Annotated in this window: 21 protein-coding genes and 1 riboswitch; of the genes, 15 read left to right on the top strand and 6 right to left on the bottom strand. The window is 39.5% G+C overall.

Going from position 1 to position 23909, the window contains the following annotated elements:
* Positions 1–6: 6 nt before the first annotated feature.
* Positions 7–1095, bottom strand: coding sequence for a BMP family lipoprotein (locus BSO02S_RS08125; protein WP_066065129.1), 1089 nt, complete (start codon positions 1093–1095; stop codon positions 7–9).
* Positions 1096–1269: 174 nt separating this feature from the next.
* Positions 1270–1330: riboswitch (Fluoride riboswitch) on the top strand.
* A gap of 62 nt (positions 1331–1392) precedes the next feature.
* Between BSO02S_RS08125 and crcB (BSO02S_RS08120) the strand changes: the two genes are divergently transcribed.
* The 6 genes from crcB (BSO02S_RS08120) (at position 1393) to BSO02S_RS08100 (ending at position 5412) form a co-directional block, all read left to right on the top strand.
* Positions 1393–1794, top strand: a complete 402-nt coding sequence (crcB, locus tag BSO02S_RS08120; protein WP_066065126.1) for a fluoride efflux transporter CrcB — start codon at positions 1393–1395, stop codon at positions 1792–1794.
* Positions 1794–2168, top strand: coding sequence for a fluoride efflux transporter CrcB (crcB, locus tag BSO02S_RS08115; protein WP_066065122.1), 375 nt, complete (start codon positions 1794–1796; stop codon positions 2166–2168). The genes crcB (BSO02S_RS08120) and crcB (BSO02S_RS08115) overlap by 1 nt, the downstream gene beginning before the upstream one ends.
* A gap of 16 nt (positions 2169–2184) precedes the next feature.
* A complete protein-coding gene (locus tag BSO02S_RS08110) occupies positions 2185–2772 on the top strand; it encodes an undecaprenyl-diphosphatase (RefSeq protein WP_066065119.1) in 588 nt (195 codons plus the stop codon).
* Positions 2773–3108: 336 nt separating this feature from the next.
* A complete protein-coding gene (locus BSO02S_RS08105) occupies positions 3109–4371 on the top strand; it encodes a pyridoxal-phosphate-dependent aminotransferase family protein (protein ID WP_066065116.1) in 1263 nt (420 codons plus the stop codon).
* Positions 4372–4564: 193 nt separating this feature from the next.
* Positions 4565–4672 (top strand): YjcZ family sporulation protein, encoded by a 108-nt coding sequence (locus tag BSO02S_RS26250; protein ID WP_084374942.1) that lies wholly within the window; start codon positions 4565–4567, stop codon positions 4670–4672.
* A gap of 164 nt (positions 4673–4836) precedes the next feature.
* Positions 4837–5412, top strand: coding sequence for a hypothetical protein (locus tag BSO02S_RS08100; protein ID WP_066065113.1), 576 nt, complete (start codon positions 4837–4839; stop codon positions 5410–5412).
* A 56-nt stretch (positions 5413–5468) separates the two neighbouring features.
* On the opposite strand, the gene BSO02S_RS08095 is transcribed toward BSO02S_RS08100, so the two are convergent.
* A complete protein-coding gene (locus tag BSO02S_RS08095) occupies positions 5469–6188 on the bottom strand; it encodes a polysaccharide deacetylase family protein (RefSeq protein WP_066065110.1) in 720 nt (239 codons plus the stop codon).
* Positions 6189–6339: 151 nt separating this feature from the next.
* Between BSO02S_RS08095 and BSO02S_RS08090 the strand changes: the two genes are divergently transcribed.
* Positions 6340–8367, top strand: coding sequence for a YhgE/Pip domain-containing protein (locus BSO02S_RS08090; RefSeq protein WP_066065106.1), 2028 nt, complete (start codon positions 6340–6342; stop codon positions 8365–8367).
* A gap of 297 nt (positions 8368–8664) precedes the next feature.
* Here the strand turns inward: BSO02S_RS08090 and BSO02S_RS08085 are convergent, their stop codons facing one another.
* Complete coding sequence (locus tag BSO02S_RS08085; protein WP_066065103.1) at positions 8665–9381, bottom strand: Crp/Fnr family transcriptional regulator; 717 nt, start codon at positions 9379–9381, stop codon at positions 8665–8667.
* 112 nt (positions 9382–9493) lie between these two features.
* On the opposite strand from BSO02S_RS08085, the gene BSO02S_RS08080 reads away from it, so the two are divergent.
* Both BSO02S_RS08080 and BSO02S_RS08075 read left to right on the top strand, forming a co-directional pair.
* Positions 9494–10780 (top strand): NCS2 family permease, encoded by a 1287-nt coding sequence (locus BSO02S_RS08080; protein WP_066065100.1) that lies wholly within the window; start codon positions 9494–9496, stop codon positions 10778–10780.
* 127 nt (positions 10781–10907) lie between these two features.
* Positions 10908–12515 (top strand): ABC1 kinase family protein, encoded by a 1608-nt coding sequence (locus tag BSO02S_RS08075; protein WP_066065096.1) that lies wholly within the window; start codon positions 10908–10910, stop codon positions 12513–12515.
* Positions 12516–12575: 60 nt separating this feature from the next.
* Here BSO02S_RS08075 and BSO02S_RS08070 read toward each other — a convergent pair whose 3' ends face one another.
* Positions 12576–13820, bottom strand: a complete 1245-nt coding sequence (locus tag BSO02S_RS08070) for an MFS transporter (RefSeq protein ID WP_066065093.1) — start codon at positions 13818–13820, stop codon at positions 12576–12578.
* 243 nt (positions 13821–14063) lie between these two features.
* On the opposite strand from BSO02S_RS08070, the gene BSO02S_RS08065 reads away from it, so the two are divergent.
* On the top strand, positions 14064–14492 hold the full coding sequence (locus tag BSO02S_RS08065) for a MarR family winged helix-turn-helix transcriptional regulator (protein ID WP_066065091.1): 429 nt from the start codon (positions 14064–14066) through the stop codon (positions 14490–14492).
* Between the two features lie 29 nt (positions 14493–14521).
* Here BSO02S_RS08065 and BSO02S_RS08060 read toward each other — a convergent pair whose 3' ends face one another.
* Positions 14522–15649, bottom strand: a complete 1128-nt coding sequence (locus BSO02S_RS08060) for a polysaccharide deacetylase family protein (RefSeq protein WP_066065088.1) — start codon at positions 15647–15649, stop codon at positions 14522–14524.
* A gap of 322 nt (positions 15650–15971) precedes the next feature.
* Here BSO02S_RS08060 and aspA point away from each other — a divergent pair, with 322 nt between their 5' ends.
* Positions 15972–17390 carry an aspartate ammonia-lyase gene (gene aspA, locus BSO02S_RS08055; protein WP_425320380.1) on the top strand — a complete coding sequence of 473 codons (1419 nt, stop codon included), beginning with the start codon at positions 15972–15974 and terminating at the stop codon, positions 17388–17390.
* Between the two features lie 155 nt (positions 17391–17545).
* Here the strand turns inward: aspA and BSO02S_RS26935 are convergent, their stop codons facing one another.
* On the bottom strand, positions 17546–17740 hold the full coding sequence (locus BSO02S_RS26935) for a hypothetical protein (RefSeq protein ID WP_142303733.1): 195 nt from the start codon (positions 17738–17740) through the stop codon (positions 17546–17548).
* A 170-nt stretch (positions 17741–17910) separates the two neighbouring features.
* Here BSO02S_RS26935 and BSO02S_RS08050 point away from each other — a divergent pair, with 170 nt between their 5' ends.
* From BSO02S_RS08050 to BSO02S_RS08035, 4 genes are all read left to right on the top strand, one after another.
* The gene (locus tag BSO02S_RS08050; protein WP_066065083.1) at positions 17911–19425 is read left to right on the top strand and encodes an amidohydrolase family protein; all 1515 of its coding nucleotides are present in this window, start codon (positions 17911–17913) and stop codon (positions 19423–19425) included.
* A complete protein-coding gene (locus BSO02S_RS08045; protein ID WP_066065080.1) occupies positions 19422–20909 on the top strand; it encodes an amidohydrolase family protein in 1488 nt (495 codons plus the stop codon). The genes BSO02S_RS08050 and BSO02S_RS08045 overlap by 4 nt, the downstream gene beginning before the upstream one ends.
* A gap of 106 nt (positions 20910–21015) precedes the next feature.
* A complete protein-coding gene (locus BSO02S_RS08040) occupies positions 21016–22581 on the top strand; it encodes a glutathione ABC transporter substrate-binding protein (protein WP_066065077.1) in 1566 nt (521 codons plus the stop codon).
* 76 nt (positions 22582–22657) lie between these two features.
* Positions 22658–23881: an amidohydrolase gene (locus BSO02S_RS08035; RefSeq protein WP_066065074.1), complete on the top strand. Its 1224-nt coding sequence runs from the start codon at positions 22658–22660 to the stop codon at positions 23879–23881.
* Positions 23882–23909 lie beyond the last annotated feature (28 nt).

The following is a 23909-nucleotide window of genomic DNA, read 5'->3' as shown; positions in this document are numbered from 1 at the left end:
TCTTTTCTATTTTTTCGGGTTAAAGCTTTTTAATTCTTTACGTGTTTCGGGAACTTTTAGCTCGCCTGATTTAATTTTCTCAACCCACTCTTTTACTGATGCTTCAATATCAGCTTTGTTGGCTGCTTTCGCATTGATAGGTGCTAAACCAACACTATCCTCAGCCAAACCATATAACGTAACTTTACCCCCAGGGAATTGGCCGTCTTTTGTTTTAGTTGCAAGGTCTTTAACAGCTACATCAACGCGCTTTAATGCAGATGTAAGGACCACGTCTGGACCCATGTCAGCTTGGTCACGGTCTACACCAATAGCCCAAATGTCTCTGCTTGGGTCTTTTTTCTTTAGGTCATTTGCTTCTTTAAAGAGACCTACACCAGTAGCCCCGGCTGAGTGGAAAATTACGTCGGCTCCAGTAGAATACATTTTAGAAGCAATGGTTTGACCAATCTCCGCTTTGTCAAACACACCTGCATACTGAACGTCAACTTTTACCTCAGGCTTAGCAGCTTTAACACCAGCCAAGAAACCGGATTCGAATCGTTCGATAACAGGAATTTCCATACCGCCGATAAAACCGATATGGTTTGTTTTTGTTGTTTTGGCCGCTGCTACTCCTGCTAGGAATCCTGCTTCTTGCTCTTTGAACAGAATACTTGCCACGTTGGGTTGGTTTACCTCAGCGTCTACGATGGCAAATTTAGAATCTTTTCGTTGTGTTGCAATAGTTTCAACTGCATCCGGCATTAAGAAACCGATACCGTATACTAGATCAAAGCCTTGACGAACAAGCGTATTTAAGTTTGTTGCATAATCAGCATCTGACTGGGATGGAAGGTAATCGTAACCGTCTTTTCCTTTATTTAAGCCATTTTCTTTACCGTAATTTTTAAGCCCTTCCCATGCAGATTGGTTAAATGATTTATCATCAACACCACCGATGTCAGTAACCATTGCTACAGTGAAGTTTTTTTCTTTGCCTCCACTTTTGGAAGTATCCGTGCTTTTGTTGTCATTACTTTTACCGCAAGCGCCTAATAATGTACCTGCTGCAAGAACCAATGATAGTGCCATTCCGACATTACGCTTTTTCAAAATATGTTGCCTCCTTAAATGATTGTGGTTTGGTTAATAAATATTTTTCAAACTATTGTTTGAAAAATAAACTTATGTTTGGATTATACTTTTATTTTTTTGCTTGGTCAACCTATTTTATCTTTCACCAAATAACGATTGGATTATTAATATTTTTTGCGTATAATATTAACTATTCGAATAGGTGATGGAGTTCGCCGAAACCGTCCATGTGACTAATGACTCCTACCAGTGATTTTCTTGTAACTGGTAGGAGTCTGTTTTAATTTATTGGTTAAAGAAAGGATGTCCCGTTGAATGAATGTATTTGCAGTGGGAGTGGGCGGGTTTTTAGGTGCTATATTGCGTTATATGGTCGGAAAAATAATACCCTCACCATCGGGGTTTCCTGCTAGCACCTTGATAATCAACCTATTAGGTTGTCTATTTCTTGCCTGGTTTTTCACCTTTACAGCTAAAAAATTAAGTATTAACCCTAACGTAAAATTAGCGATTGGAACAGGGTTTACTGGGGCCTTTACCACATTTTCAACTTTCTCCGTTGAAACCATGAATTTGATAAAAAATCATCAATTTTTGTTTGCATTACTTTATGTACTGCTTAGCATACTGGGAGGAATTGGATTCGCTTTATTAGGCGCTAAGTTTGCTGAAGGTAATGTTGGTCCGGTAAAACATGGGAAGGGAAGGGCGGATTAATGCTGTTTGTTGGTATCGGTGGTATATTTGGCGCCATTTCACGGTTTCTGCTCGGAAAATGGATAACAAGCAAATCATCTAGTTCACTCCCTTTTGGAACTTGGATCATTAATATAAGCGGTTCATTTGTACTTGGTTTTCTTGCTGTTTTGCATCTTGGAAATGGTATTCCTGATTGGATATGGCTTTTATGTGGAATAGGTTTTCTTGGGGCTTTTACGACCTTTTCTACGTTTGGATACGAAACGATTCAATTGTTGCAGAAAAGGGATCGTAGACAAGCTGTAATTTATGTTTCCAGTTCTGTGGTGTTGGGTGTTTTAGTCGCCTGGCTTGGAGGATTGTTGGGATTATCTTTTCCTAACCTATTATAAAGAAAAGAGGCATGTTATGAATTACAAACTATTTCAAGCTGTTAATGATTTTGCGGGAAATCACCCCTTTTTAGATGGGCTGATGGTTTTCGTTACAGAAAGGGCGTTAATCATCTATGCTTTGGTTTTACTTAGCATTTGGTTTTTCGGTAAAGAAAAATATAAATACACAGTTGTTTATGCAGCCATTACAGGTGTATTAGGATTATTCATTAATTTTGTCATTGGTCAAATTTACTTTGAGCCGCGTCCATTTGTCACGCACGACGTGCATTTACTTGTTAAACATGCAGCTGATGCTTCGTTTCCAAGTGATCATACTACAGGCGCATTTTCATTAGCACTTGCGGTTTTTTTACGTCACCGTAAAATAGGGGGCGCGATGGTTTTGTTTGCTGTTTTAACCGGTTTTTCTCGTATCTACGTTGGGCACCATTATCCATTTGATGTACTTGGCAGTATAGTTGTTGGGTTAGCAGTCAGCATACTTGTTTATAAGCTTTGCCCGTTACTGGAGCCGATTCCACGTGCAATCATTAAAACTTATAATCAAATTCCGTTAGTACCGAAAAATGGAAAAGGTGAAAATAATTTAAATCATTAACACAAACACCGGCCTTGTTCTCTGTAAGGTCGGTGTTTTATTGTTTTACATATCTTTAAATTTTATTTTTTATTATAATTATTATTCAGAGGTTGATGAAAATAAAGTCATATGATTTGAAAATTGTCGATTATTCCTTTTTTAATGAAAGTACCACGGGAAATAGCGAACAGTGCCACTGTTCGCTATTTGGGTATCTGCCTCTTTGAATATTTAGAATCTTATTGATTTTAGTGCTTTATCCTGATAAAATTCTATTATTATTTTGAAACAATGTTTCTTAATAGGAAACGTTTTCATTTTTTAGCTAGAATTCACTTCAGGAGGCTTTATTTTATGACCAAGTATAAAGATTTAAATGTTCCTCTAAGAACGATTATGACTCCCGGGCCAGTAGAAGTAGATCCCCGTGTTTTAAGAGCAATGGCGACCCCCATATTAGGTCAATTTGATCCAGCATTTACAAATATAATGAATGAAACAATGGAAATGCTTCGTTCTATTTTTCAAACAGATAACCAATGGGCATTCCCGGTGGATGGGACATCTAGATCGGGGATCGAAGCTGTCCTTTGCAGTATCATTTCACCTGGGGATCGAGTATTTGTCCCAATCTTTGGCCGTTTTGGATACCTGTTAACGGAAATCTGCCAACGTTATGGAGCAGAAGTAATTACAATGGAAGCTCCTTGGGGAGAAGTCTTTGATCCGGAAGTTATTATTAATAAGATTCATGAAGTATCTCCTAAAATTGTAGCCATCGTTCATGCTGAAACATCAACTGGCTGTATGCAGCCACTAAGGGAGATTGGAGAAGCTTGTCGGGAGGCTGATGTTCTGTTGGTCGTCGACGCTGTGGCATCCATAGGCGGGGTCGATCTAAAGGTTGATGAACTAAAGCTCGATGCGGTTATTGGAGGAACACAAAAATGCTTATCTATTCCATCCGGATTGGCTCCGATCACTTATAACAATCGAATTGAAGAAATCCTATTTAAGAGGAAAAGTATTGAACTAGGATTAAGAAACTTTCAAAGCGAGCCTTCAAACAATAGAATCATAAGCAATTATTTTGATTTAGCACAGCTTCAAGATTATTGGAGCCCGGTACGACTTAACCATCATACGGAAGCAACTAGTATGCAATATGCCTTAAGAGAAGGGCTGCGGATTATTTTAGAGGAAGGCCTTGAAAATCGTTTTGCCCGCCATAAGCTAAATGAAAAGGCATTGGTATCAGGAATTAAGGCAATGGGTTTACATTTATTTGGTGATGAATTGCACAAGCTTCCAGTCGTTACCTGTATTGAGGTTCCTAATGGAATTGACAGCGAAGAAGTACGCTCAATGCTGCTAGAAGATTTTGAAGTAGAAATTGCGAGTTCATTTGGACCGCTCCATGGAAAGATCTGGAGGATTGGAACAATGGGATATAGCTGTCGCAAGAAAAATATTCTCCATGTCCTTGCAGCCTTGGAAGCAACACTTATTAGGAAAGGTTATAAAGTAAATAAGGGTGAAAGTGTGCAAGCGGCTTTGGATGTCTATGATGAGCACAAACTACAACCAGAGGAAATTGAAACTATCGGAAATTTTTAAAGGGTTAAGGAAGGTCCTACGAAAATTTTAGGGGACCACTTTACCTTTAATTCGAAACTAGGCTCTTACGTTGTATTCATTTAAACGACGTAAGAGCCTAGTTTTTGCATGGTTTTAGAAATCTACACCTAGACCCACACAAAGGAGATTCTTTTACATAAGATAATTCAGGAACAGATAGGAGGTGGATTCAATGGATGGTGCAGCAGGCTTCGGGGGCGGATTTGCCTTGCTCGTAGTTTTATTTATCCTGCTTATTATCATCGGTGCAAGCTTTATCGGTGGTGGTGGGTTTTATTAAAAACCAATTTTGAAAATTTTTCACGCTATATAAAAACGGATGGGGATTGCATTGGGCAATCCCTAATTCATTTTTCACTCTAGTGGTAAATGTTGCGTAAACATATTAAAAACCATCATATTTTAAAGGGCGTAAGCATTATCTTAAAAGGGAGGGGGTTTCCTATGAAAGAGCGTCTAAATCACCGTCAGGCATACATAAATTCCCGAGCGAAAAGTTACTGCCCCTATTCGAATACAACAAAATTAGTAATAGGCTCTGTCTTGGCCGCCTTTGCAGCAATTTTTCAGTCCGCAGGTATATTTGTTGGATTTGGATATGCACTAAGTATCCTTGCTACACTAACGATTGTGCTGTCAACCATGCTGTCATTTAGGATTGGTTTTATGTCGTACTTCCTAACCATTTTATTATTAGCGATTCTTCAACCAAGTGAGCTGCTTGTTTTTTCGCTTACAACCGGGCTGTTAGGAGTTGCGCTCGGTATGGCCTTTAAGTGGTGGAGGAATTGGATTATCATCACAGTATTTGGTGGTGCTGCACTTTCCATTGGAATTATGATTTTACTTTATCTGCTTAGGTTTCCTATCTTAGGTCCCTCGGTTTCACATTCCTTTGATATTAAAATAGCTTTACTCATCTTCCTGTTTTCTCTGTTATATAGTTTGATTTGGATGGGTTTAAGTCAAAGAATATCAAGACTTTTATTCAGGGCAACTGCCATTAAGACTCAATATTGAAAGAGAACGGTATGCGAACAGTGACAGGCACTGTTCGTTCCGTTCTCTTTTTGTGATCAGTGATTTTTATACTCTAGTAACTCAGATATACTTACAAATTGATAACCATGTTTTTTAAGGGTTGGCAGAAGGGTTTTAAGTGCTTGAATGGTTTGATTGCGATTGCCGCCCCCGTCATGTAATAGAACAATATCACCATCTCTTGCATGACGAATCACATGATCCGAAATTATTTTTGCCCCAGGTAAAGCCCAATCATTGGGGTCCTGATGATAGGACCAAAGTATTACTTTATACCCCTTATCTTTTACTTCTCTTAGTAAGTTATAATCTATATATCCACCAGGGGGGCGGAACAACTTCGGATTGTTTTGTTGATACCTTTGTATAATTCGTTCTGCCCGGGTTATTTCTAAGCGCATACGTTTAAATCCGGCTTTATTTTCATAGGTATGTGACATTGAATGATTGCCCAGTTCATGGCCATCCAGAACTACTTGCTGTACAACCTCCGGATAGCGCTCCATTTTGTATCCTATCTGGAAAAATGTAGCATGCGCTTCGTATTGTTTAAGGAGAGCAAGAATCTGTAATGTATATTTGGGATGAGGTCCATCGTCAAATGTTAACGCTATGACCTTTTTCTTTGTAGGAACTTCCCAAACTACTTGTCCAGTAGGTTCCACTTGCTTTCTCTTTATCATCTCTGCCATGGCATTCGTTTGGACAATCGAATAAGAACAAATGAATACGACAACTAAACGAAACCATATCATAAGAATAAAGCCCCTTTGTTCAAATGTTTCTTTTAATTTTCCCTTTTTGAATAGAAATTATTTTTCGAAACAAGTCTTTCCCATTTCCTGAATCTTTCATTGTAAATAGTGAATGATAAAGGAATGATAAAACTTGTTAAGGGTGGGGGAAATGGGAAAGGTTTGGCACATTTATAAAACGGATTGGAAAAATATATTTAGCGTTCCTACTGTGGCATTGTTGATAGGGGCACTAATGGTCCTCCCTTCTGCATACGCATGGGTGAATATTAAATCTATGTGGGATCCATATAGTAATACCTCAGGGATTCGGGTGGCCGTTGCTAACGAGGATGAAGGAGCAGAGGTTAGCGGGAAGAAAATGAATGTTGGAAATGAAACAATAAAAAGCTTGAAAAAGAATCATAAGCTAGGCTGGGTGTTTGTTAATCGAAGCGAAGCGGTAAGTGGTGTAGAGAAAGGAAACTATTATGCTTATTTGATTATTCCAAAGGATTTTTCGAAGAAGCTTACGAGTATTTTGGAGGTGAACCCCAAAAAACCGAAAATAGAGTTCGCTGTAAATGAAAAAATCAATGCAGTGGCACCGAAAATTGCCAGTTCGGGGGCGTCGAGCGTTACAGCTCAAATATCGCAAGCCTTTATTAAAACAGTGGGTGACGCGATTTTTTCAGGGTTTCATAAGGCTGGCGTGGAGTTAGAGCAAGAATTACCGTCCATTCATAAGGTTGAAAAACAAATCTTTGACCTAGAGAAGGCACTGCCACAGATAGAGAAAATGGGAAAAAAGGCAATTGAACTTGAGGGGAAGCTGCCGGAAATTCAGGAAAAGGGCCAGAAGATTATCGAGCTAGAACAAAGAATACCCGAAATTCAGCAGGCAGGCACCAGTATATTAAAGGTCGAAGCTAAATTGCCGCTTGTCCATGAGGCAGGTGACACGGTGGAAGAGCTGCAAGGGAAGTTTACAGACATAAAGCATGCTAGCGATATTATCTCTGAGGCGGCAGCGAATTTGTCTGAAATAGAGGCAAATATTAAACAGGCGATTGATAGTGCCGAGAACACAAATCAGGCTGACACCACAGCAAATCAAGAGCAGTTAAATCGGCTATATGAAGAACTAGTAAAAATCCATGGAAGTATCCATGAAATACATGTGGCTCTTCAACAGAAAGTGGACAAGGTGGCAGGGGGTATTAACTCAACAGCCTTATTTTTTAAAAATGATTTGCCAACTGTTGAGCAAAAAATGCATAAGGCGGCAGACTTTGTGCGAACTGATTTGCCGAAAGCAGAGGAAGATATTCGTAAAGCGGCAGACCTTGTTAGAACAAAGCTTCCTGAACTAGTAAAGGTCGTCCATAAAGCTGCAGATTTAGCTCGAAACGATCTCCCGGGATTTGAAGCAAGTATAAGGAGTGCCGCCGATAAGATCCGCAGGTTTGAAAGCAGTGTGGATATGAACAATCTCATTCAATTCCTAACGCATGATCCGCAAAAAGAGAGCAGTTTTTTATCAAGTCCTATCCTTTTGAAAACGAAGCGGATCTTTCCCATTCCAAACTACGGTTCAGCGATGGCACCCTTTTATACAATGCTGGCCCTTTGGGTAGGAGCCACTCTTCTAATTGCCTCTTTAAGAGTAGATGTTGAAAACCCCGATAATAGTTACAGGGGGTACCATCTCTATTTGGGAAGGTTATTCACGTTTTTAACGATAGGAATCTTCCAAGGAGCCATTGTCGCTCTTGGTGATTTGTTTTTAATTCATACATACGCCGTAGATAAACTTTGGTTTGTACTATTGAGTATGTTTATCAGCATGGTGTTTATTATTATCACGTATACCTTATGTTCGGTGTTTGGTAATATCGGAAAAGGTTTAGCTATCATTTTTTTAGTGCTTCAAATCTCCAGCTCTGGCGCGACCTTTCCGATTAGTACGACCTCTCACTTTTTCCAAACGATTTATCCTTTCATGCCATTTACCTATGCGGTCAGCATGCTCCGTGAAACGGTAGGGGGGATGGTGAATGAGGTAGTTATAAAGGATGTCCTATTTTTACTTGTTTTTGTTGCCGCCAGCCTTCTTTTAGCGCTTGTATTGAAAAAACCTTTAAGTAAGCCAATTCAACAATCAGCGGAAAGGGCTAGATCTACTAAGATCATTCCATAGGTAAATTCCCTTTAAAAAACAGCGTCTTTAAACATAGCGGACAATTTCACTGTTCGCTATGTTTATGAAAATAATTATTGGAAATTTGATTGGTATCAAAGTTTATTTTTTCTATCCAATGTAATCTAAAGTTGTTCATGTTAATAAACCATATTTTGTGAAATTTACTGATCATTTGGCAAAGTTAGATTCAGTTAATAGGATAACCTTATTTTTGTGAACCAGTTAACAAAATATTTGTTGGCGTGGTAACTGAAATGGAATGCTTTCATTTGTTATTATTGGAGGGTGACCTGACTAAAGGTTAGACCACTTCCGAAGCGTTGGAACCTCTTCTGTTTGACTGCATATTACTTCCAACTGGTTCTTGTCTAAAAGGTAAAAATACTTTTCACGTATATCGATAAGTCCTTCATTTTGAAAATCTCCTAATATTTTTGAGATGGATTCTCTAGTTACACCCAGCATACTAGCAAGTATGGATTGACTCATTTTTAGGTCGATTTTAAAAATATCGCCACTTGGTTTCCCGAAATTATAATAGAGATCCATAAGTAAATTTGCAACTTTCGTACGTACATCATAGAAGGTTAAATAGCGAATCAAGCGGTTGAGCATTCTGGTCCGTTCAACGAGAATCATATAAGCTTTTCTTAAAACAGAAGGATATTTGTCGACAATTTTCAGGAAATCCTGTTTTGTAATTTGCCAAACTGAAACATTTTCAAGTGCTTCAATGGAAGAAATTCGATGATTGTCACTCGACAAGGCCTCAACTTCTCCGAGGATATCTCCAGGCATGGAAATACTCAGAATGATCTCCTTCCCTTCATGAATACGAAAAACCTTCACCATACCTGACCGAATGATGTAAACATCCTCACTTTGATCATTTTCAAACATGAGGATATGGTTCTTTTTAAAATTTCGTTCCCTAAGCAGTGGAAGGATACGTGGGAAGTCAACCTCAGGAATATCAGAGAAAATCGCAATTTCTGAGATGTTGGAAATCATAAATATACATCCTTTCGACATGGAGATCTTGATGAGTTAAATAACAAGTGGCAAAAATAATTATAACACTATTTGGACGATTAAACTCGTACAAAAAAAGGGGTAATTTTGGTTGAAGAAACGATTAGATAAGCTATTTTATATTCAAAGAGAAAATTCGAGTTTCCGGACCGAGGTTCTTGCCGGTTTAACTTCATTTATGACGGTTGCTTATATTATCGTAGTCAATGGGGCGATATTAAGTAAAACCGGCATGCCATATGAAGCCGTAACCATTGCAACGGTGATTTGCTGCTTTATGGGCTGTATGTTAATGGCACTTTGGGCCAATTCGCCATTAATTATTGTCCCTGGGATGGGAGATAATGCTTTTTTTGTCTTTACTCTCGTCTTTTCATTAGGACTCACGTGGCAGCAAGCACTTGCAGTTGTCTTCCTGGCAGGTATTGTTTTTACCTTGATGACAATAACGAAAGGGGCGGTTTATTTATCACGCTCCATTCCAAAGTCGATGATAAACGCAATGACAGCGGGAATTGGCTTTTTTATTGCCTTTTTAGGATTAAAAAATGGTGGAATAATTGTTGCGGGCGAGGGGACATTTGTCAAACTAGGTGATCTTGGGAGTCCAATTGCCTTAACAACCTTGCTTACTTTGATCATTTTAGTTCCACTTTTCTTACGAAATGTGAAGGGGAATTTCCTGATTGGGATTATCGCAGGTACAGTTATTGGCGGATTACTGGGGATTGTTGATTTTTCATCGTTACGTGATTTTAGTTTCTCCTTTAGAGGGTACGATAAGATCCTTTTTGCCTTTGATTTTAGTCAGATTGGTACGGTTAATTTTTGGACGGCTGTGTTCTCTTTATCGATGGTCATTATTTTTCAAAATATGGGTTCTCAACTTGGCATGCTTCCAGATAAATCGAAGTTCAGGAAATCATTTCAGGCCAATGCCTTTTCGATTATCGGTGCGGGACTTTTTGGCTGCAGCCCGACAACGACAGCTGCAGAGTCGGCAACAGGTATTGCCGCAGGCGGGAGAACGGGCTTAACCTCGTTAACGGCAGGTCTGCTGTTTATTCCTGCATTGTTTCTGATTCCGCTTTTTAAAGTGATACCAAATGCGGCGATTGCACCTGTCCTCATCATTGTCGGCTGTCTGATGGTTCAATCGCTGAAGGAAATACCATTTGATGACTTTACAGAAGCTTTTCCCGCCTACTTAATGATGGCAATAATGCCATTATCCTTTAGTATTGCCAATGGGATTGCCTTCGGTTTTATCGCCTATCCGATTCTCAAGCTGGTCACTGGCCGGAGAAGCGAGGTTTCTATTACGATGTATGTTATCGCCTTTTTCTTTTTGATTTATTTTATCTTGGGTTCCATATAATTTAAGCCAGGCATCATAAGCCTGGCTTTTTGCTGCCTATCGATCATGGGTCTATACTTTTACGGTAAAATGTTGGTAAAATGGGTAGGACTTAACATTTAGCAGGTTCTGGAAAGGGTGCTTGTGAATGAAATATGATCGAAAATGGCTGCGAATGTGGAGGATTCTGTCCTTTACCCTATCCGTTTTGTTTCGAGTCTACTGGTATCGAATTCTCAAGAAATCGGAGTCGGAACGGGAAAAGTTATGGGGAAGAATTGGCCAGGAATTTCGGCAGCTGTTATTTAAGTTAGAGGGACTATTAATAAAGGTAGGCCAATTTTTAAGCATTCGTGCGGATTTGCTTCCTAGTAGTTTTGTAAACCAGATACAAGATTTAGTTGATCAAGTACCACCTTCACCTTGGAAAGATATTAAAAAGGTATTGGAGAGAGAATGGGGTGGACCAATAGAGGATAAACTGCTGTCGATAGATACAAAAGTAGTGGCTTCCGCATCAATCGGGGAAGTATACCGTGGTCGGTTAAAAGATGGAACCGAGATTGCTGTTAAGGTGCAGCGCCCAACAATCAAGTCAATCATTCGAACGGACTTTCGGTCAATAGCGATAATTATTTGGCTTGCCCGCCACCTTGGAACCATTCCGAAAGGCTTTATTAATTTTAAGATGTTATACCAAGAGCTAAGAATGGTCATTCAAAGAGAATTAGATTTCAATAAAGAATTGGAAACGATTAACCACTTTCGTCACCGCTTTCGAAAATATAACAGGATGGCAATCCCAAAGGTTTTTCCTGAGTTAAGTACTACACATGTGCTGGTTATGGAATGGGTGGAAGCCGTTAGAATTACAGATAGTAACTTTTTAGATTATTATGACATTGATAGAAAAAAATTATCCCAGCGTTTATTCGAAATTTTTATTCCACAATGGCTAGAAGCGGGAGTATTTCATGCGGACCCACATGCTGGGAATGTACTGGTGAAATCAGATGGGACGATTGTTCTGCTAGATTTTGGCATGGTGGGAGAAATTTCTAAAAGAGATGCTGCAAATTTTCAAGATTTGTTACAGGCAATCTTGGCAAAAAACTACTCGATGGCAGTAAAGGTATTAAAGGAGTTAGGTTTTTTGCTTCAGGATACGAATCCAAAAACGATTGAACCTATTCTAAAAGAAGCATTTACGATTGATTTGAATCAATTGAAAGAAATGGATCTTTTTCAGATTAAAAAAGACCTTAACGATATTGTCAAATCACTTCCAATCCAAGTACCCACCCGGTTTATTTTCTTGGGCCGTTCTTTTGTTACGATTGAGGGAATGCTTCATACCATTAACCCCAATCAAGAATTCTTGGAGATTGCCAAACCTGCCTTTTTGAAATGGATAAATCATGGGAACCAAAGTAAATGGAAACTAGTATTGAAATGGATGCATTCCCAGCCGATATTTCATATCTTTCATTCGATTACTGATATTTTAGAAACGCCGCAAAGGCTTCTTGCATGGAAGGAAACAGGACAGCAAAGAGAATTTTGCTTTTTAATCTATGAAAATCAGAAAAAGCAGTCGTATTTTTTGGGAATACTAGGATTGATCGGATGTTTTTCCGGGATCTATTTGGATTATCCTTTTGTTGGGCAGTTATCCGCGGCGATAATTGGAGTTTCACTAATTGCTTACTTAGTATGTCATGTAAAACAAAAAAAGTGGTTGAAGAAAATAAACTGAACATGGTAAAGGAGGCCGACAACGTATTCGGCCTTTTAACATCTTTTTTCAAAAATAAAATCAATGGGCGGATTCAACATCGTCAACATGTTTTATATGCTTATTATTGAACCAAATAAACAGGACCGATAGAAACACAAATCCTGCACCGACGATGAATGGAACAGATGAATTAAACCACTCCGATAATTTACCAGCAAGAAAGGGTGCGATGGCTCCTCCGATAAAGCGCAGGAAGCTATATGCGGCCGATGCCGTAGACCTTTCAACAGGAGCGGAGTTCATTACAGCGGTAGTAATCAGCGTATTGTTATTCCCTAATAAGGCACCTGCAAGTATAACTGCAGCAATAATAACCCATTGTGTAGATGTCCAGATACCCATGACAAGTAGAAGAAGTGCAAACAAGGTTAACATAATACACATAGATTTAACGGTTCCGAATCGTTGCTGGAGTTTTGGTGCCATGAATACAGAAGTGATAGCCAGCAATAAACCCCAGCCAAGGAATACAAAGCCCAATCCATGTTCGTCTAAACCCATTACAAAAGGAGCGTAAGCCAGTAAGGTAAAGAATCCAAAGTTGTACAGGGCAGCCGCAATCCCTAATACTAAAAGAGAACGGTGCTTCAGGGCACGGAACGGATCCATTATTGATGTTTTAGATTTTACTGTGTTTTTGGTACTAGTTTTCGGCATTAAGGTAGAAAGACCGATAAAAGCAACAATCATCAATGTAGCAACCCCAAGAAATGGGCCTCTCCATGACATAGCACCTAACCAGCCGCCGACAAGGGGTCCAACTGAAATCCCAAGCCCGACTGCAGCTTCATATAAAATGATTGCTTTTGCTGTTCCGCTATTTGAAAGGGATACGATGGCCGCTAACGCTGTTGCTACAAATAATGCGTTCCCTAAGCCCCAGCCGCCGCGAAGCCCAACAAGTGTCCAAATCCCGTTGGATAACCCTCCAAGCGCTGAAAATATGGCGATGATGACGATACCAGTCAGCAAAGTCCATTTGATACCAAGTCTAGACGAAATCGCCCCGGTAATAAGCATGGCGACTGCCATAACGGCATTATAGCTTGTAAAAAGTAGTGTTACTTCACTATGTGATGCATTTAAATTTTTGGCAATAGCAGGGAGAATCGGGTCAACAAGACCAATCCCCATAAAGGCAATTATACTTGCAAAAAAAACTGCCCAGACTGCCTTTGGCTGACTAAGTAAACCTTCCTTCCCCCCGTTAGCTAGTGCCTTGTTTGATGGAGTTGGTGCATTAGATTTTGATAAAGATGTCATTCTCACTTCTCCTTTAATGAATTTTCCGTAAATTTTTTTTATTAAAAAGGTTGTTCTTTTTCCAATCCTCTAACAATTATTTTCCTTTGCTACAAACAAGTTGTATTATGAAACTATGTTATTGTATTATACAACTATTTATCACTATGTCAATGTTGATTACTGGTGTGGGCTGTGAATACTGGATGGAATTATGTTAACATGAGTTATAGAAAATAAGGGGAAAAGTGAGGTAGTAAAGACATGGATGAGTATATGTTAGAAACCATTGAACTAGAATTGGCGATCCTTATTCGTCGTACAACATCAATAACCTCGAATAAAAAAATTAGTAAGCTAGATCGATCCGCCTATCTTTTATTACATCAATTATCAGCAAATGGATCTGCAGGAATTAAAGTTTTGTCGGATGAATTCCGTTTAGATATTTCCACCGTGAGCAGACAAGCGGCAGCTTTAGAACAAAAAGGATATGTGTACAGAATTCCCGATCCCCTGGATGGAAGAGCATACTCTCTGCAGATAACTGATTTAGGAACAAAGGAATTAATTGAATACAAACAGGCACGAATAAAAAGAATAACGGAACTTTTAAAGGATTGGTCGGAAGAGGAAAAAGATTCATTCGGAAAACTTTTAAAAAAATTCAATCAGTCTTTCATAGATAGGTGACAATAAAAAAAGGAAGCTTTAAAAGCTTCCTACCTTGCTCCTGTTTGCGCGGCAAACTGATTGATGGTTGTTGAATAAGAGATTCTTACACGATGCATGAGCAGAAATTCATCCTGCTCACCCTTTTCGATAAATTGCCCCGGCTTTGTGGTTGTCGCGAATCTATAATATTTCTTCGTTTCTTCCACAACCTTGTCATCAAAATGTCCGTATGGGTAGGCAATCGCAATAACGGGCTTTCCTGTCAATTGTTCAAGTTTCAGCTTAGAATCGTTGAGCTCTTCCTGATAATTTGTAATCTTTGGAAGATCTGCATGTGACATCGTATGTGATTGAATAGAGAAAATTCCGGAATCCACCATCTCTTTAATATCAGTAGAAGATAAGTGATTAGACCCTTTATCAATATAGGACCCAATGACATATTCGGTTGCCGCCGGCTGGAAATGATCATCCTGCAAGTTCTGGAGAATTCGAAATGCATTCAAATTGTTTTTCATCCCGTCGTCAAAAGTGACAAGAATCGGCTTGTTCACCTTGTTCACTTCATCCCAGCGTTCAAAGGTAAGGAGGGTATATCCGTTTTCCTTTAAATAGTTCATTTGCGCTTCGAAATTGGCAGGCGTCACGAACAGTTCCTTTATGCCTTTACCAGGATAGTCAGCTATGGCATGGTACATAAGAATGGGGACATATGGTTGAAAGGTTAGGGTAGATTTTGCAAGAAGTTCCTGCCTGCCATTTTCAAACATTCCGTATGCCTCGACCTGAAATTCTCCCCGCTGCCCCGAAAATTCCTTCGTATCAAACAAGAATGAAAAATCATTTTCCTTTTGTGTCGACTTGAAAATTTTCATATCATTTTGCCCATCGGCGGTCCGCCAAATATGATAATCAATCTCTGAAACATCCGTTGGTCGATTTATTGTGGTTAAGGTTGTATTAGCAGATTCAAAAGTCATGGGGCTTATCGAAATGGCCGCTTTCGGCTCGAAGACAGGTATTTTTTTAATTAGTGGTGCCTTCTTGCTCACTTTCATGTTAATCTCTTGATTTGCTGCCAGCTGGAATTTCTTATTACTGGCTTTTGCTTCCTGTATGCTGCAGCCGGTTAAAAGTAATGTGAAAAAAAGAGCAATATAAAGTAACCTGTTCATGTTATCCATCCTCGTAAAATAGTAATCTCGCAAAACATCATACCATTTACTCATGTATTAAAAAAGATTTCTTGAAGGTGCCTGACACTAAATATAAGAAGAATACTTAATAAAAGTTTGCTTTATTTTAAAACATATTATGAAAGTGAAATCTTGGATTGTTATATAAGAATTGCCAGTTAGCTTTTTAAAAAGAGATTTTTAATATATTTCATGGAATAAAGATGAAAAGTGGGACAAGGATAGGAATAGCTGTTATTATTTTTTGTGAGGAATATTTATCAAAATAGATTGTTATCTATAAGAGGTGGGACAGATGTTGATGGACACGAAAAGGATAGAACAAGATTTTTTAGGAAAAAAGGAAATACCAAAGGATGCCTATTACGGAATACAAACGTTAAGGGCCGTTGAAAACTTTCCAATTACCGGTTATCGAATTAATGAAGAGTTAATAAAAGCACTAGCAATGGTGAAAAAAGCTGCTGCAGCTGCCAATATGAACACAAAACGCTTATATAGCGGATTAGGGAATGTCATTATCCAAGCAGCAGATGAAATTATCGAGGGGAAATGGAATGATCAGTTCATTGTTGATCCCATCCAAGGCGGAGCTGGAACGTCGATGAACATGAATGCAAATGAGGTTATAGCAAATCGGGCGCTTGAATTGTTGGGGCATGCAAAAGGGGCCTATAATCATTTAAGTCCTAATAGTCATGTAAATATGTCGCAATCAACTAATGATGTTTTTCCGACAGCTATTCATATTTCAAGCTTAAAGTTACTAGAGAAATTGCTTATTACAATGAACGATATGCACAAAGTTTTTAAGATGAAGGCGAAACAGTTTGAAAACGTGATAAAAATGGGCCGCACCCATCTTCAAGATGCTGTTCCGATCCGCCTTGGTCAAGAGTTTGAAGCATATAGCCGCGTTCTTGCACGTGATATAAAGCGGATTCATCATTCCCGCGAGAATTTATATGAAGTGAATATGGGAGCAACAGCTGTTGGGACCGGGCTTAATGCTGACCCCCAATATATTAAGGATGTCGTCAAACAACTAACTGAGATTAGTGGATTACCATTGACTAATGCCGAACATCTTGTTGATGCCACTCAGAATACCGATGCCTATACCGAAGTTTCAGCTGCATTAAAAGTCTGTATGATGAACATGTCAAAAATCGCCAACGACTTACGCTTAATGGCGTCAGGTCCACGTGCCGGGCTAGCGGAAATTTCCCTTCCTGCCCGTCAACCCGGTTCGTCGATCATGCCAGGGAAAGTTAATCCTGTAATGCCGGAACTCATCAATCAAATTGCCTTCCAGGTGATTGGAAACGACCATACGATTTGCCTCGCTTCAGAAGCGGGTCAACTTGAATTAAACGTCATGGAGCCTGTATTAGTCTTTAACCTACTTCAATCTATCAGTATTATGAATAATGGATTCCGTTCCTTTACTGATTACTGCTTGGCAGGTATTGAAGCAAATGAAACGCGGCTAAAAGAATATGTTGAAAAGAGCGTAGGAATTATTACAGCAGTCAATCCGCATCTTGGTTATGAAGTGGCGGCACGAATTGCGAGAGAGGCCACTGCAAGCGGTAAGTCAGTCCGTGAATTATGCCTGTTGCATGATGTCCTAACCGAAGAAGAATTAGACATCATTTTAAATGTTTATGAAATGACTGAGCCTGGAATTGCCGGTGCTGCACTTTTGGATAGAGATTAAAGTGTATTAAAGGACCCAGACAAAAGAATACAATTAAGAAGCCTCCCCCCTTAAAAAAACCAGGGGTGGAGGCTTTTACTTTTATAGTTATTTGAAAAGTCCTTCAAATTTATTAAGTAAATCGCTTAATATAACTATTCGGTATTCTGGTGCTTTTAACCATGGAATAACTCAGTCCACCCCTTCAGAGTGTTAATTTCACCAATATGCATGAGAATGATATCGCCATTGCCTGCTCCCGTTTCAGATTGCAGTAAATATTCCATTTGCTCTAATTCTAATGGCTCATCATCAGGTAATAAAACATTCATTTTATATACAGCCCCACATGATCCTCCAATTGCCTGCATCAAATTTAATCAAAATAGAATTTGAAGGAAATATGATGCAGCAATGAAGTAGAAATATATAAAAAAAGAGTAATATTTCTGAAAATACTAACAATCGTTTTTTTTCTATAATTAATCTAACGACTTACGGGCAAAAAAGAAGAACAGTTTGCAGATTGGAGGAGGAAAAAATGATTGATTTGCTGCTTACACATGGAACCGTCATAACGATGGATTCTAGCAGACGGATACTTCAAAATGGTGCAGTCGCCATTGATAATGGAAGAATTATCGATGTTGATACAACTGAGAAGCTAGAATTGAAGTATGAAGTAAGGAAACGAATCGATTGCAGCCATCAGTGTATTTTACCAGGGTTAATTGATGTCCACGGTCATGGTGGACATTCGATGTTTAAAACAATTGCAATGGAGAATATCGACTTTTGGATGCCAATTATGACGAATACGTATAAGCATTTTGTAACCGATGATTTTTGGTATTACGAAGGAAGGCTCTCTGCCTTAGAACGATTAAAGGCTGGTATAACGACAGGTGTATCCGTTATAGGCTCGATGCCGCGCTCTGATGACCCAATTTTTGCCATCAATCATGCGAAAGCATATGCAGAAATCGGTGTTAGAGAAGTTGTATGTACAGGTCCATGCAACCCGCCATGGCCGCATTTATTCAGCCGCTGGGTTGATGGGAAAAGAATAACAAAGGAAGTAACCTATGAAGAAGTGTTAAACGGTGCTGAAGCAGTGATTGAAGCATTACATCATGCCAATGAAGACAGGACGAGGGCATTTATCACACCATTTGTCATCGTTACATCGGTTGAACCATCTGGTCCAACCTCACCAGCTAAGCTTTATGGATTAACGGAACATGATTTGTTTCAAGCGAAAAAAATTCGTGAGATTGCTAGGAAATATAGAACAAGAATTCATTCTGATGCCTTTGGCGGGATGATCCACCTAGCCGTACAAGATTGGGAAAACGCCCTTTTAGGCCCCGATGTCCACCTGCAGCATTGCCGAGGAATTTCTTTTGATGAAGCAAGGATTTTAGCCGATACAGGTACAAGTGTAAGTGCCTCACCGGGCATCACACAGGTTAGTGCACGAACACCGGTACCTGAATTAATTGAGCTGGGAGCTACGGTAGCTATCTCTACAGATGGGACATCACCTTGTACAAGTTTTGATATGTTTCAAGCAATGAGGAAAACACAGTTTGTTCACCAAGCCGCATTACGAGACGAATATTATTTACCGCCAGGAAAGCTGTTAGAAATGGTAACCATTGATGCAGCAAAATGCATTGGCTGGGATGACGAACTTGGGTCTCTAGAAATTGGGAAAAAGGCAGATGTAATCACTGTCAATCTCCACCAGCCACACCTAACTCCAGAATTTATGCATGTTCACAGACTTGTGTTCCAAGCTGTTGCTAATGATGTCGACCATGTCATTGTCGACGGGAAAATCATTATGGAAGGGCGAAAGGTTGGTACGGTTGATGAAAGCACAGTTTTAAATGAGGCGTGTGAAGAGGCGAATTCAACGATTCAGCGTGCAGGCCTTGATAAATATATGCATCCAACAAAGTATTTTTGGGGACATGCTCGTGCCTATGTAGATGAAAAGAGATACAACGAGGAAGATTACAATTTTGCCCCAGTGAAAGGAGAAAATAAATGAAAACGAAGCTAAAGGGAAGATATGTCATTGGCTATGATGGGGACGATCATGTGATTTTAGAAAATGCCGAGGTTGTTTACGAAAACGACACGATACTATTTGTCGGGAAGAATTATCCCGAAGAAGTGGATGAAGTAATTGATGCTGGAAACGCTGTGATTAGTCCCGGATTTATTGATTTGAATGCATTAGGAGATATTGATCATGATATTTTACATCTAGAAGCGAGTTCTAATAGAACAAAGAATCTTCTTTGGTCAGAGCGTTACGTTGAAAATGGGCATCATGAAGTAATGACGGAGGAAGAAGAAGCCTTTAAATCGCTTTATGCCTATTCGCAGCTGATTCTCCATGGGGTTACAACTGCCATGCCCATTACATCGGTATTCTATAAAAGATGGGCTGAAAGTTATGAAGAGCTAGCAGCTGCTGCACACCATGCAGGACAGCTAGGACTCCGAATCTATTTAGGTCCAAGCTACCAATCGGGAATGAGAGTCGTCGAACCTGGCGGAACCATCAAGCTTTTTTGGGATGAAGAAGCTGGTAGAGAAGGACTCAAGCGAGCAGTAAAATTTATTGAGGAATTTGATGGTGCCTATAATGGCTTAGTGAAAGGGATGCTTGCTCCAGAACGGATTGAGTGTCAAACGGAAGAAAGTCTTACCCAGACAAAATATTTTAGTGATCAATTGGGTGTTCCAATTAAACTACATGCAGCACAAGGAAGTTTCGAATATCAAACAATTATGGATACACATGGTGTAACGCCTATCCAATATTTATATAATCTAGGATTTTTAGGTCCGAAGACCGGGATCCCACATGCCCATTTTATTGCTGGTTATAGTGAGGCACAATCTGGCGAGGGAGATGACATAGCCCTTCTAAAAGAGACTAATACTACGGTCATTCATTGCCCTTTGATAATTGGGAGACATATGGCCGCACTAGAATCTTTCGGAAAATACAAAAGGGCCGGAATCAATTTAGCATTAGGAACAGATACCTTTCCGCCAGATATGTTTCAGAACATTCGAACGGGCAGTATGTTCTCGCGTTTTATAGAAAAAGAGGTAGATAACTCCACATTTGCCGATTTCTACCGTGCAGCTACACTTGGAGCCGCTAAATTTCTTGGCAGGGATGACCTGGGCAGAATAGCTGTGGGTGCTAAGGCAGATATAATTGCGATTGATCTTGATGGATTCCACATGGGGGTAATCGACGATCCGATTCGAACGATGATTGTCAGTGGGTCGGGAAGAGATGTCAAATTATCAATCATTAATGGCCGAATTGTTATGAAGGATCAAAAAATCCCAAGCCTTGATTTGGAAGAAATCAAATCCAAAGGACAAAAATATTTTAACAAAATGAAAAAAGGATATTTGGAAAGGGATTATCAGCTGCTTCCAGAACATAAATTGTTTCAGTCATCCTTTAAAAAAGTCGAATCTAATGAAATTCTTAAAAAGAAGTAAAGATATTGTAAAAGAAGGTAAAGATTTTCGAAACAATTAGTCTGAATATTTTTTATAATTAGACAAAAGTAAATGATTTCAAAAAAATATTCAGGAGGATTGAGCCATGAAAGCAAAACGGGGGTTGGGAAAATTTTTCTTAGGTCTGTTGATGGCAATTATTATTACGGGCTGTTCGACCAATAAGGACGTCAGCACAAAGGGAAATGGAAAGGACAAGGCATCTAAGGCTGGGGGAACGCTGGTTATTGCTCGATTATCAGATGCTGAGAACCTGGATCAACAATTTATGTCGACAATCAATGCTGCAAGTGTTACCCACGGCAAGATTTATGAAGGCTTAGTTGGCCGCGATAAAAATGCCGAAATTAAGCCCTTGCTGGCGGAAGAATGGAAGCAGCTGGATGATACAACTTGGGAATTCAAACTTAGAAAAAATGTAAAATTCCATGACGGAACTCCTTTTAATGCAGATGCAGTAAAGGCAACCTTTGACCGGCTTTTAGATCCGAATGTTGCTTCACCAAGAGCTGTTGTATTTAAAATGGTAAAAGAAGTGAAGGTAGTAGATGAATTTACGGTTCAATTTATTTTATCAGAGCCATTCTCCCCTTTACTCTCCATTCTTGCTAGTCACGAAGGTGGAATCATTAGTCCGAAAACGATTGAGAAGTATGGAAAGAAAATTATTCAAGAACCGAATGGAACAGGTCCATTTGTCTTTGAATCCTGGACCCCTGGGCAAGAGATTGTTCTTACTAAAAACAATGAGTATTGGGGAACGAAAGCGAAGGTAGATAAAGTCGTATTTAAGGTAGTTCCTGAAGAAACAACGAGAATCTCCATGCTTGAAACCGGTGAAGCACAGATCGCTGAACCGCTGTCTGTTCCGATGATGTCCACTGTTGAAGCGTCGCAGGAGTCTGAGATTTACCGTAGTGAAGGTTTTGGGACAGAGTATATTGGTTTTAATGTACAAAAGAAACCTTTTAGTGATGTCCGCGTTCGTAAAGCAATCGCGCATGCCGTTGAAATGGATTCCATTATCAAAGGTGTTTACAATAATGTTGGCAAAAAAGCAAATTCCTTATTGGGATCAAAGGTCTTTGGCTATCATGCCGATATGAAGGCATATGAATATAACCTTAACGAAGCAAAGGAATTGCTAGCTGAAGCAGGTTATCCTGACGGTTTTGAAACGACATTAAAAACAATGGATAGTAAAGAAAGAATAAACATGGCAGAGGTTCTCCAATCACAGTTAAAAGGGGTTGGCATTAAATTAAATATCGAGGTATTGGAGTATGGTACCTTTGTTGAGCAGGCAAACAAGGGTAATACTGAAATGTTTATCCTTAGCTGGAGGAATGCGACAGGGGATGCAGATTATAATCAATACAACCTTTTCCACACGAATTCTCAAGGAGCGGCTGGAAATACCTTCTTCTATAGCAATAAGGAGGTTGACCGTTTAATTGATGCTGCTCGTGGTGAAAAAGATCAGGCGAAACGTGTCGAGCTTTATGCACAGTCACAGGAATTAGAAATGAAAGATGCGGTATACATTCCAGTTCGGGTAATTGAAAATTTAGCCGCTGTTGCAAAGAATGTAGAAGGTTTCTCTATCAGTCCTTCAGGCTATTTAGAAATTAATGATGTATCAATTAAATAAGAAATTTTGATAAGAGGGATATCTATTTTGGATAACCCCTTTTATCTGTTTTTTAAGAATGAAAGGGTGCAGGAATGTGAATGGAACTTATTGGTTGATGAATACGCGGTTAGAAACAGGTTACAAAAGAGAAAACGGAAGAATTGTCGGTACCAATACTGAGCTATATCATTTATTAATTGAAGATGGAAAAATCGCAAAAATTGTAAACGGCACTGAGCCAATTGCAACTGATATGTCTGTGAAGGATGCACAAGGACTGTTGCTGATTCCTTCTTTTATCGAAAAACATGTACACCTGGACAAAACCTACATGGCCGGGGAATGGAGAGCTTGTATCCCTGCTTCAGGTGTGATAGAACGTTGTGACATAGAAAAGAACATTTTAGCCTCTATCCCATCCACCACTCAACAACGCGCTGAAGCATTGCTTGAGGAAATATTGACTTTTGGATCTACTCATGTAAGAACGCATGTTGATATTTATCCTGAGGTGAAATTGCAAAATTTAGAGGGAGTACAACAAGCATTAGAAACATATTCCAATAGATTAAGCTCAGAAATTGTAGCCTTTGCCCAGCATGGCTTGCTGCGTTCAGGAACAGTAGAACTTATTAGAGAAGCTGTGAGAAATGGTGCAGGGATTGTTGGTGCTGTGGACCCTGCAACAGTAGATCTTAATATTGAAGCATCACTCGTGCAGTTAATGGATTTGGCAGTAGAGGGAAATGCCGATATAGATCTGCATTTACATGACCCTGGTCACTTAGGAACATTTACGATGAAGCGGCTCGCTTATTTGACGAAGCAAGCTGGATGGGAAGGAAGGGTAGCAGTCAGTCATGCATTTGGATTAGGGGATGTCTCAAAAGAGGAAGCAATTGAAATGGCCGAGATTCTTAAAGAGTCAGGTATTTCGATAGTAACTAGTCTTCCCATTGGTCGAAACATTCCGCCAGTGAGTCTATTGGCTGATTATGGAGTTGAGGTGGCAGTAGGGAACGATAATATTTATGATTCGTGGTGGCCAACAGGTAACGGTGACGTTCTTGAAAGAGCTGGCCGTTTACTGGAGCGATTCCGCTGGACGGATGAGCTGTCGCTCTCACAAGCATTAAAGTATATTACTGGGGGCATCATACCATTAGACAAAGAGGGCAGCCAAGTGTGGCCAAAGGCAGGGGATACAGCCAATATGATTTTAATCGATGCCAGCTGTTCTGCAGAAGCAATTGCCAGAAGGTCAAAACGGAAAACCGTATTCTATAAAGGAAATGTCGTTTCCGGCTCACTAAACTAGTAAATATAAAAAAACAAAAGGGATGATG

The sequence above is a fragment of the Neobacillus soli NBRC 102451 genome (assembly GCF_001591665.1).
GTDB lineage: Bacteria > Bacillota > Bacilli > Bacillales > Cytobacillaceae > Neobacillus > Neobacillus soli.
Note: the sequence above shows the minus strand (reverse complement) of the source record. Positions and strands in the feature narration are given on the sequence as shown.

What these genes read in the sequence shown, in the direction of transcription:
- crcB (WP_066065126.1), top strand. Translation starts at nt 1,393, where the DNA reads ATGAATGTATTTGCAGTGGGAGTGGGCGGGTTTTTAGGTGCTATATTG.
- crcB (WP_066065122.1), top strand. Translation starts at nt 1,794, where the DNA reads ATGCTGTTTGTTGGTATCGGTGGTATATTTGGCGCCATTTCACGGTTT.
- BSO02S_RS08110 (WP_066065119.1), top strand. Translation starts at nt 2,185, where the DNA reads ATGAATTACAAACTATTTCAAGCTGTTAATGATTTTGCGGGAAATCAC.
- BSO02S_RS08105 (WP_066065116.1), top strand. Translation starts at nt 3,109, where the DNA reads ATGACCAAGTATAAAGATTTAAATGTTCCTCTAAGAACGATTATGACT.
- BSO02S_RS26250 (WP_084374942.1), top strand. Translation starts at nt 4,565, where the DNA reads ATGGATGGTGCAGCAGGCTTCGGGGGCGGATTTGCCTTGCTCGTAGTT.
- BSO02S_RS08100 (WP_066065113.1), top strand. Translation starts at nt 4,837, where the DNA reads ATGAAAGAGCGTCTAAATCACCGTCAGGCATACATAAATTCCCGAGCG.
- BSO02S_RS08095 (WP_066065110.1), bottom strand. Translation starts at nt 6,188, where the DNA reads ATGATATGGTTTCGTTTAGTTGTCGTATTCATTTGTTCTTATTCGATT.
- BSO02S_RS08090 (WP_066065106.1), top strand. Translation starts at nt 6,340, where the DNA reads ATGGGAAAGGTTTGGCACATTTATAAAACGGATTGGAAAAATATATTT.
- BSO02S_RS08085 (WP_066065103.1), bottom strand. Translation starts at nt 9,381, where the DNA reads ATGATTTCCAACATCTCAGAAATTGCGATTTTCTCTGATATTCCTGAG.
- BSO02S_RS08075 (WP_066065096.1), top strand. Translation starts at nt 10,908, where the DNA reads ATGAAATATGATCGAAAATGGCTGCGAATGTGGAGGATTCTGTCCTTT.
- BSO02S_RS08070 (WP_066065093.1), bottom strand. Translation starts at nt 13,820, where the DNA reads ATGACATCTTTATCAAAATCTAATGCACCAACTCCATCAAACAAGGCA.
- BSO02S_RS08065 (WP_066065091.1), top strand. Translation starts at nt 14,064, where the DNA reads ATGGATGAGTATATGTTAGAAACCATTGAACTAGAATTGGCGATCCTT.
- BSO02S_RS08060 (WP_066065088.1), bottom strand. Translation starts at nt 15,649, where the DNA reads ATGAACAGGTTACTTTATATTGCTCTTTTTTTCACATTACTTTTAACC.
- aspA (WP_425320380.1), top strand. Translation starts at nt 15,972, where the DNA reads ATGGACACGAAAAGGATAGAACAAGATTTTTTAGGAAAAAAGGAAATA.
- BSO02S_RS26935 (WP_142303733.1), bottom strand. Translation starts at nt 17,740, where the DNA reads ATGCAGGCAATTGGAGGATCATGTGGGGCTGTATATAAAATGAATGTT.
- BSO02S_RS08050 (WP_066065083.1), top strand. Translation starts at nt 17,911, where the DNA reads ATGATTGATTTGCTGCTTACACATGGAACCGTCATAACGATGGATTCT.
- BSO02S_RS08045 (WP_066065080.1), top strand. Translation starts at nt 19,422, where the DNA reads ATGAAAACGAAGCTAAAGGGAAGATATGTCATTGGCTATGATGGGGAC.
- BSO02S_RS08040 (WP_066065077.1), top strand. Translation starts at nt 21,016, where the DNA reads ATGAAAGCAAAACGGGGGTTGGGAAAATTTTTCTTAGGTCTGTTGATG.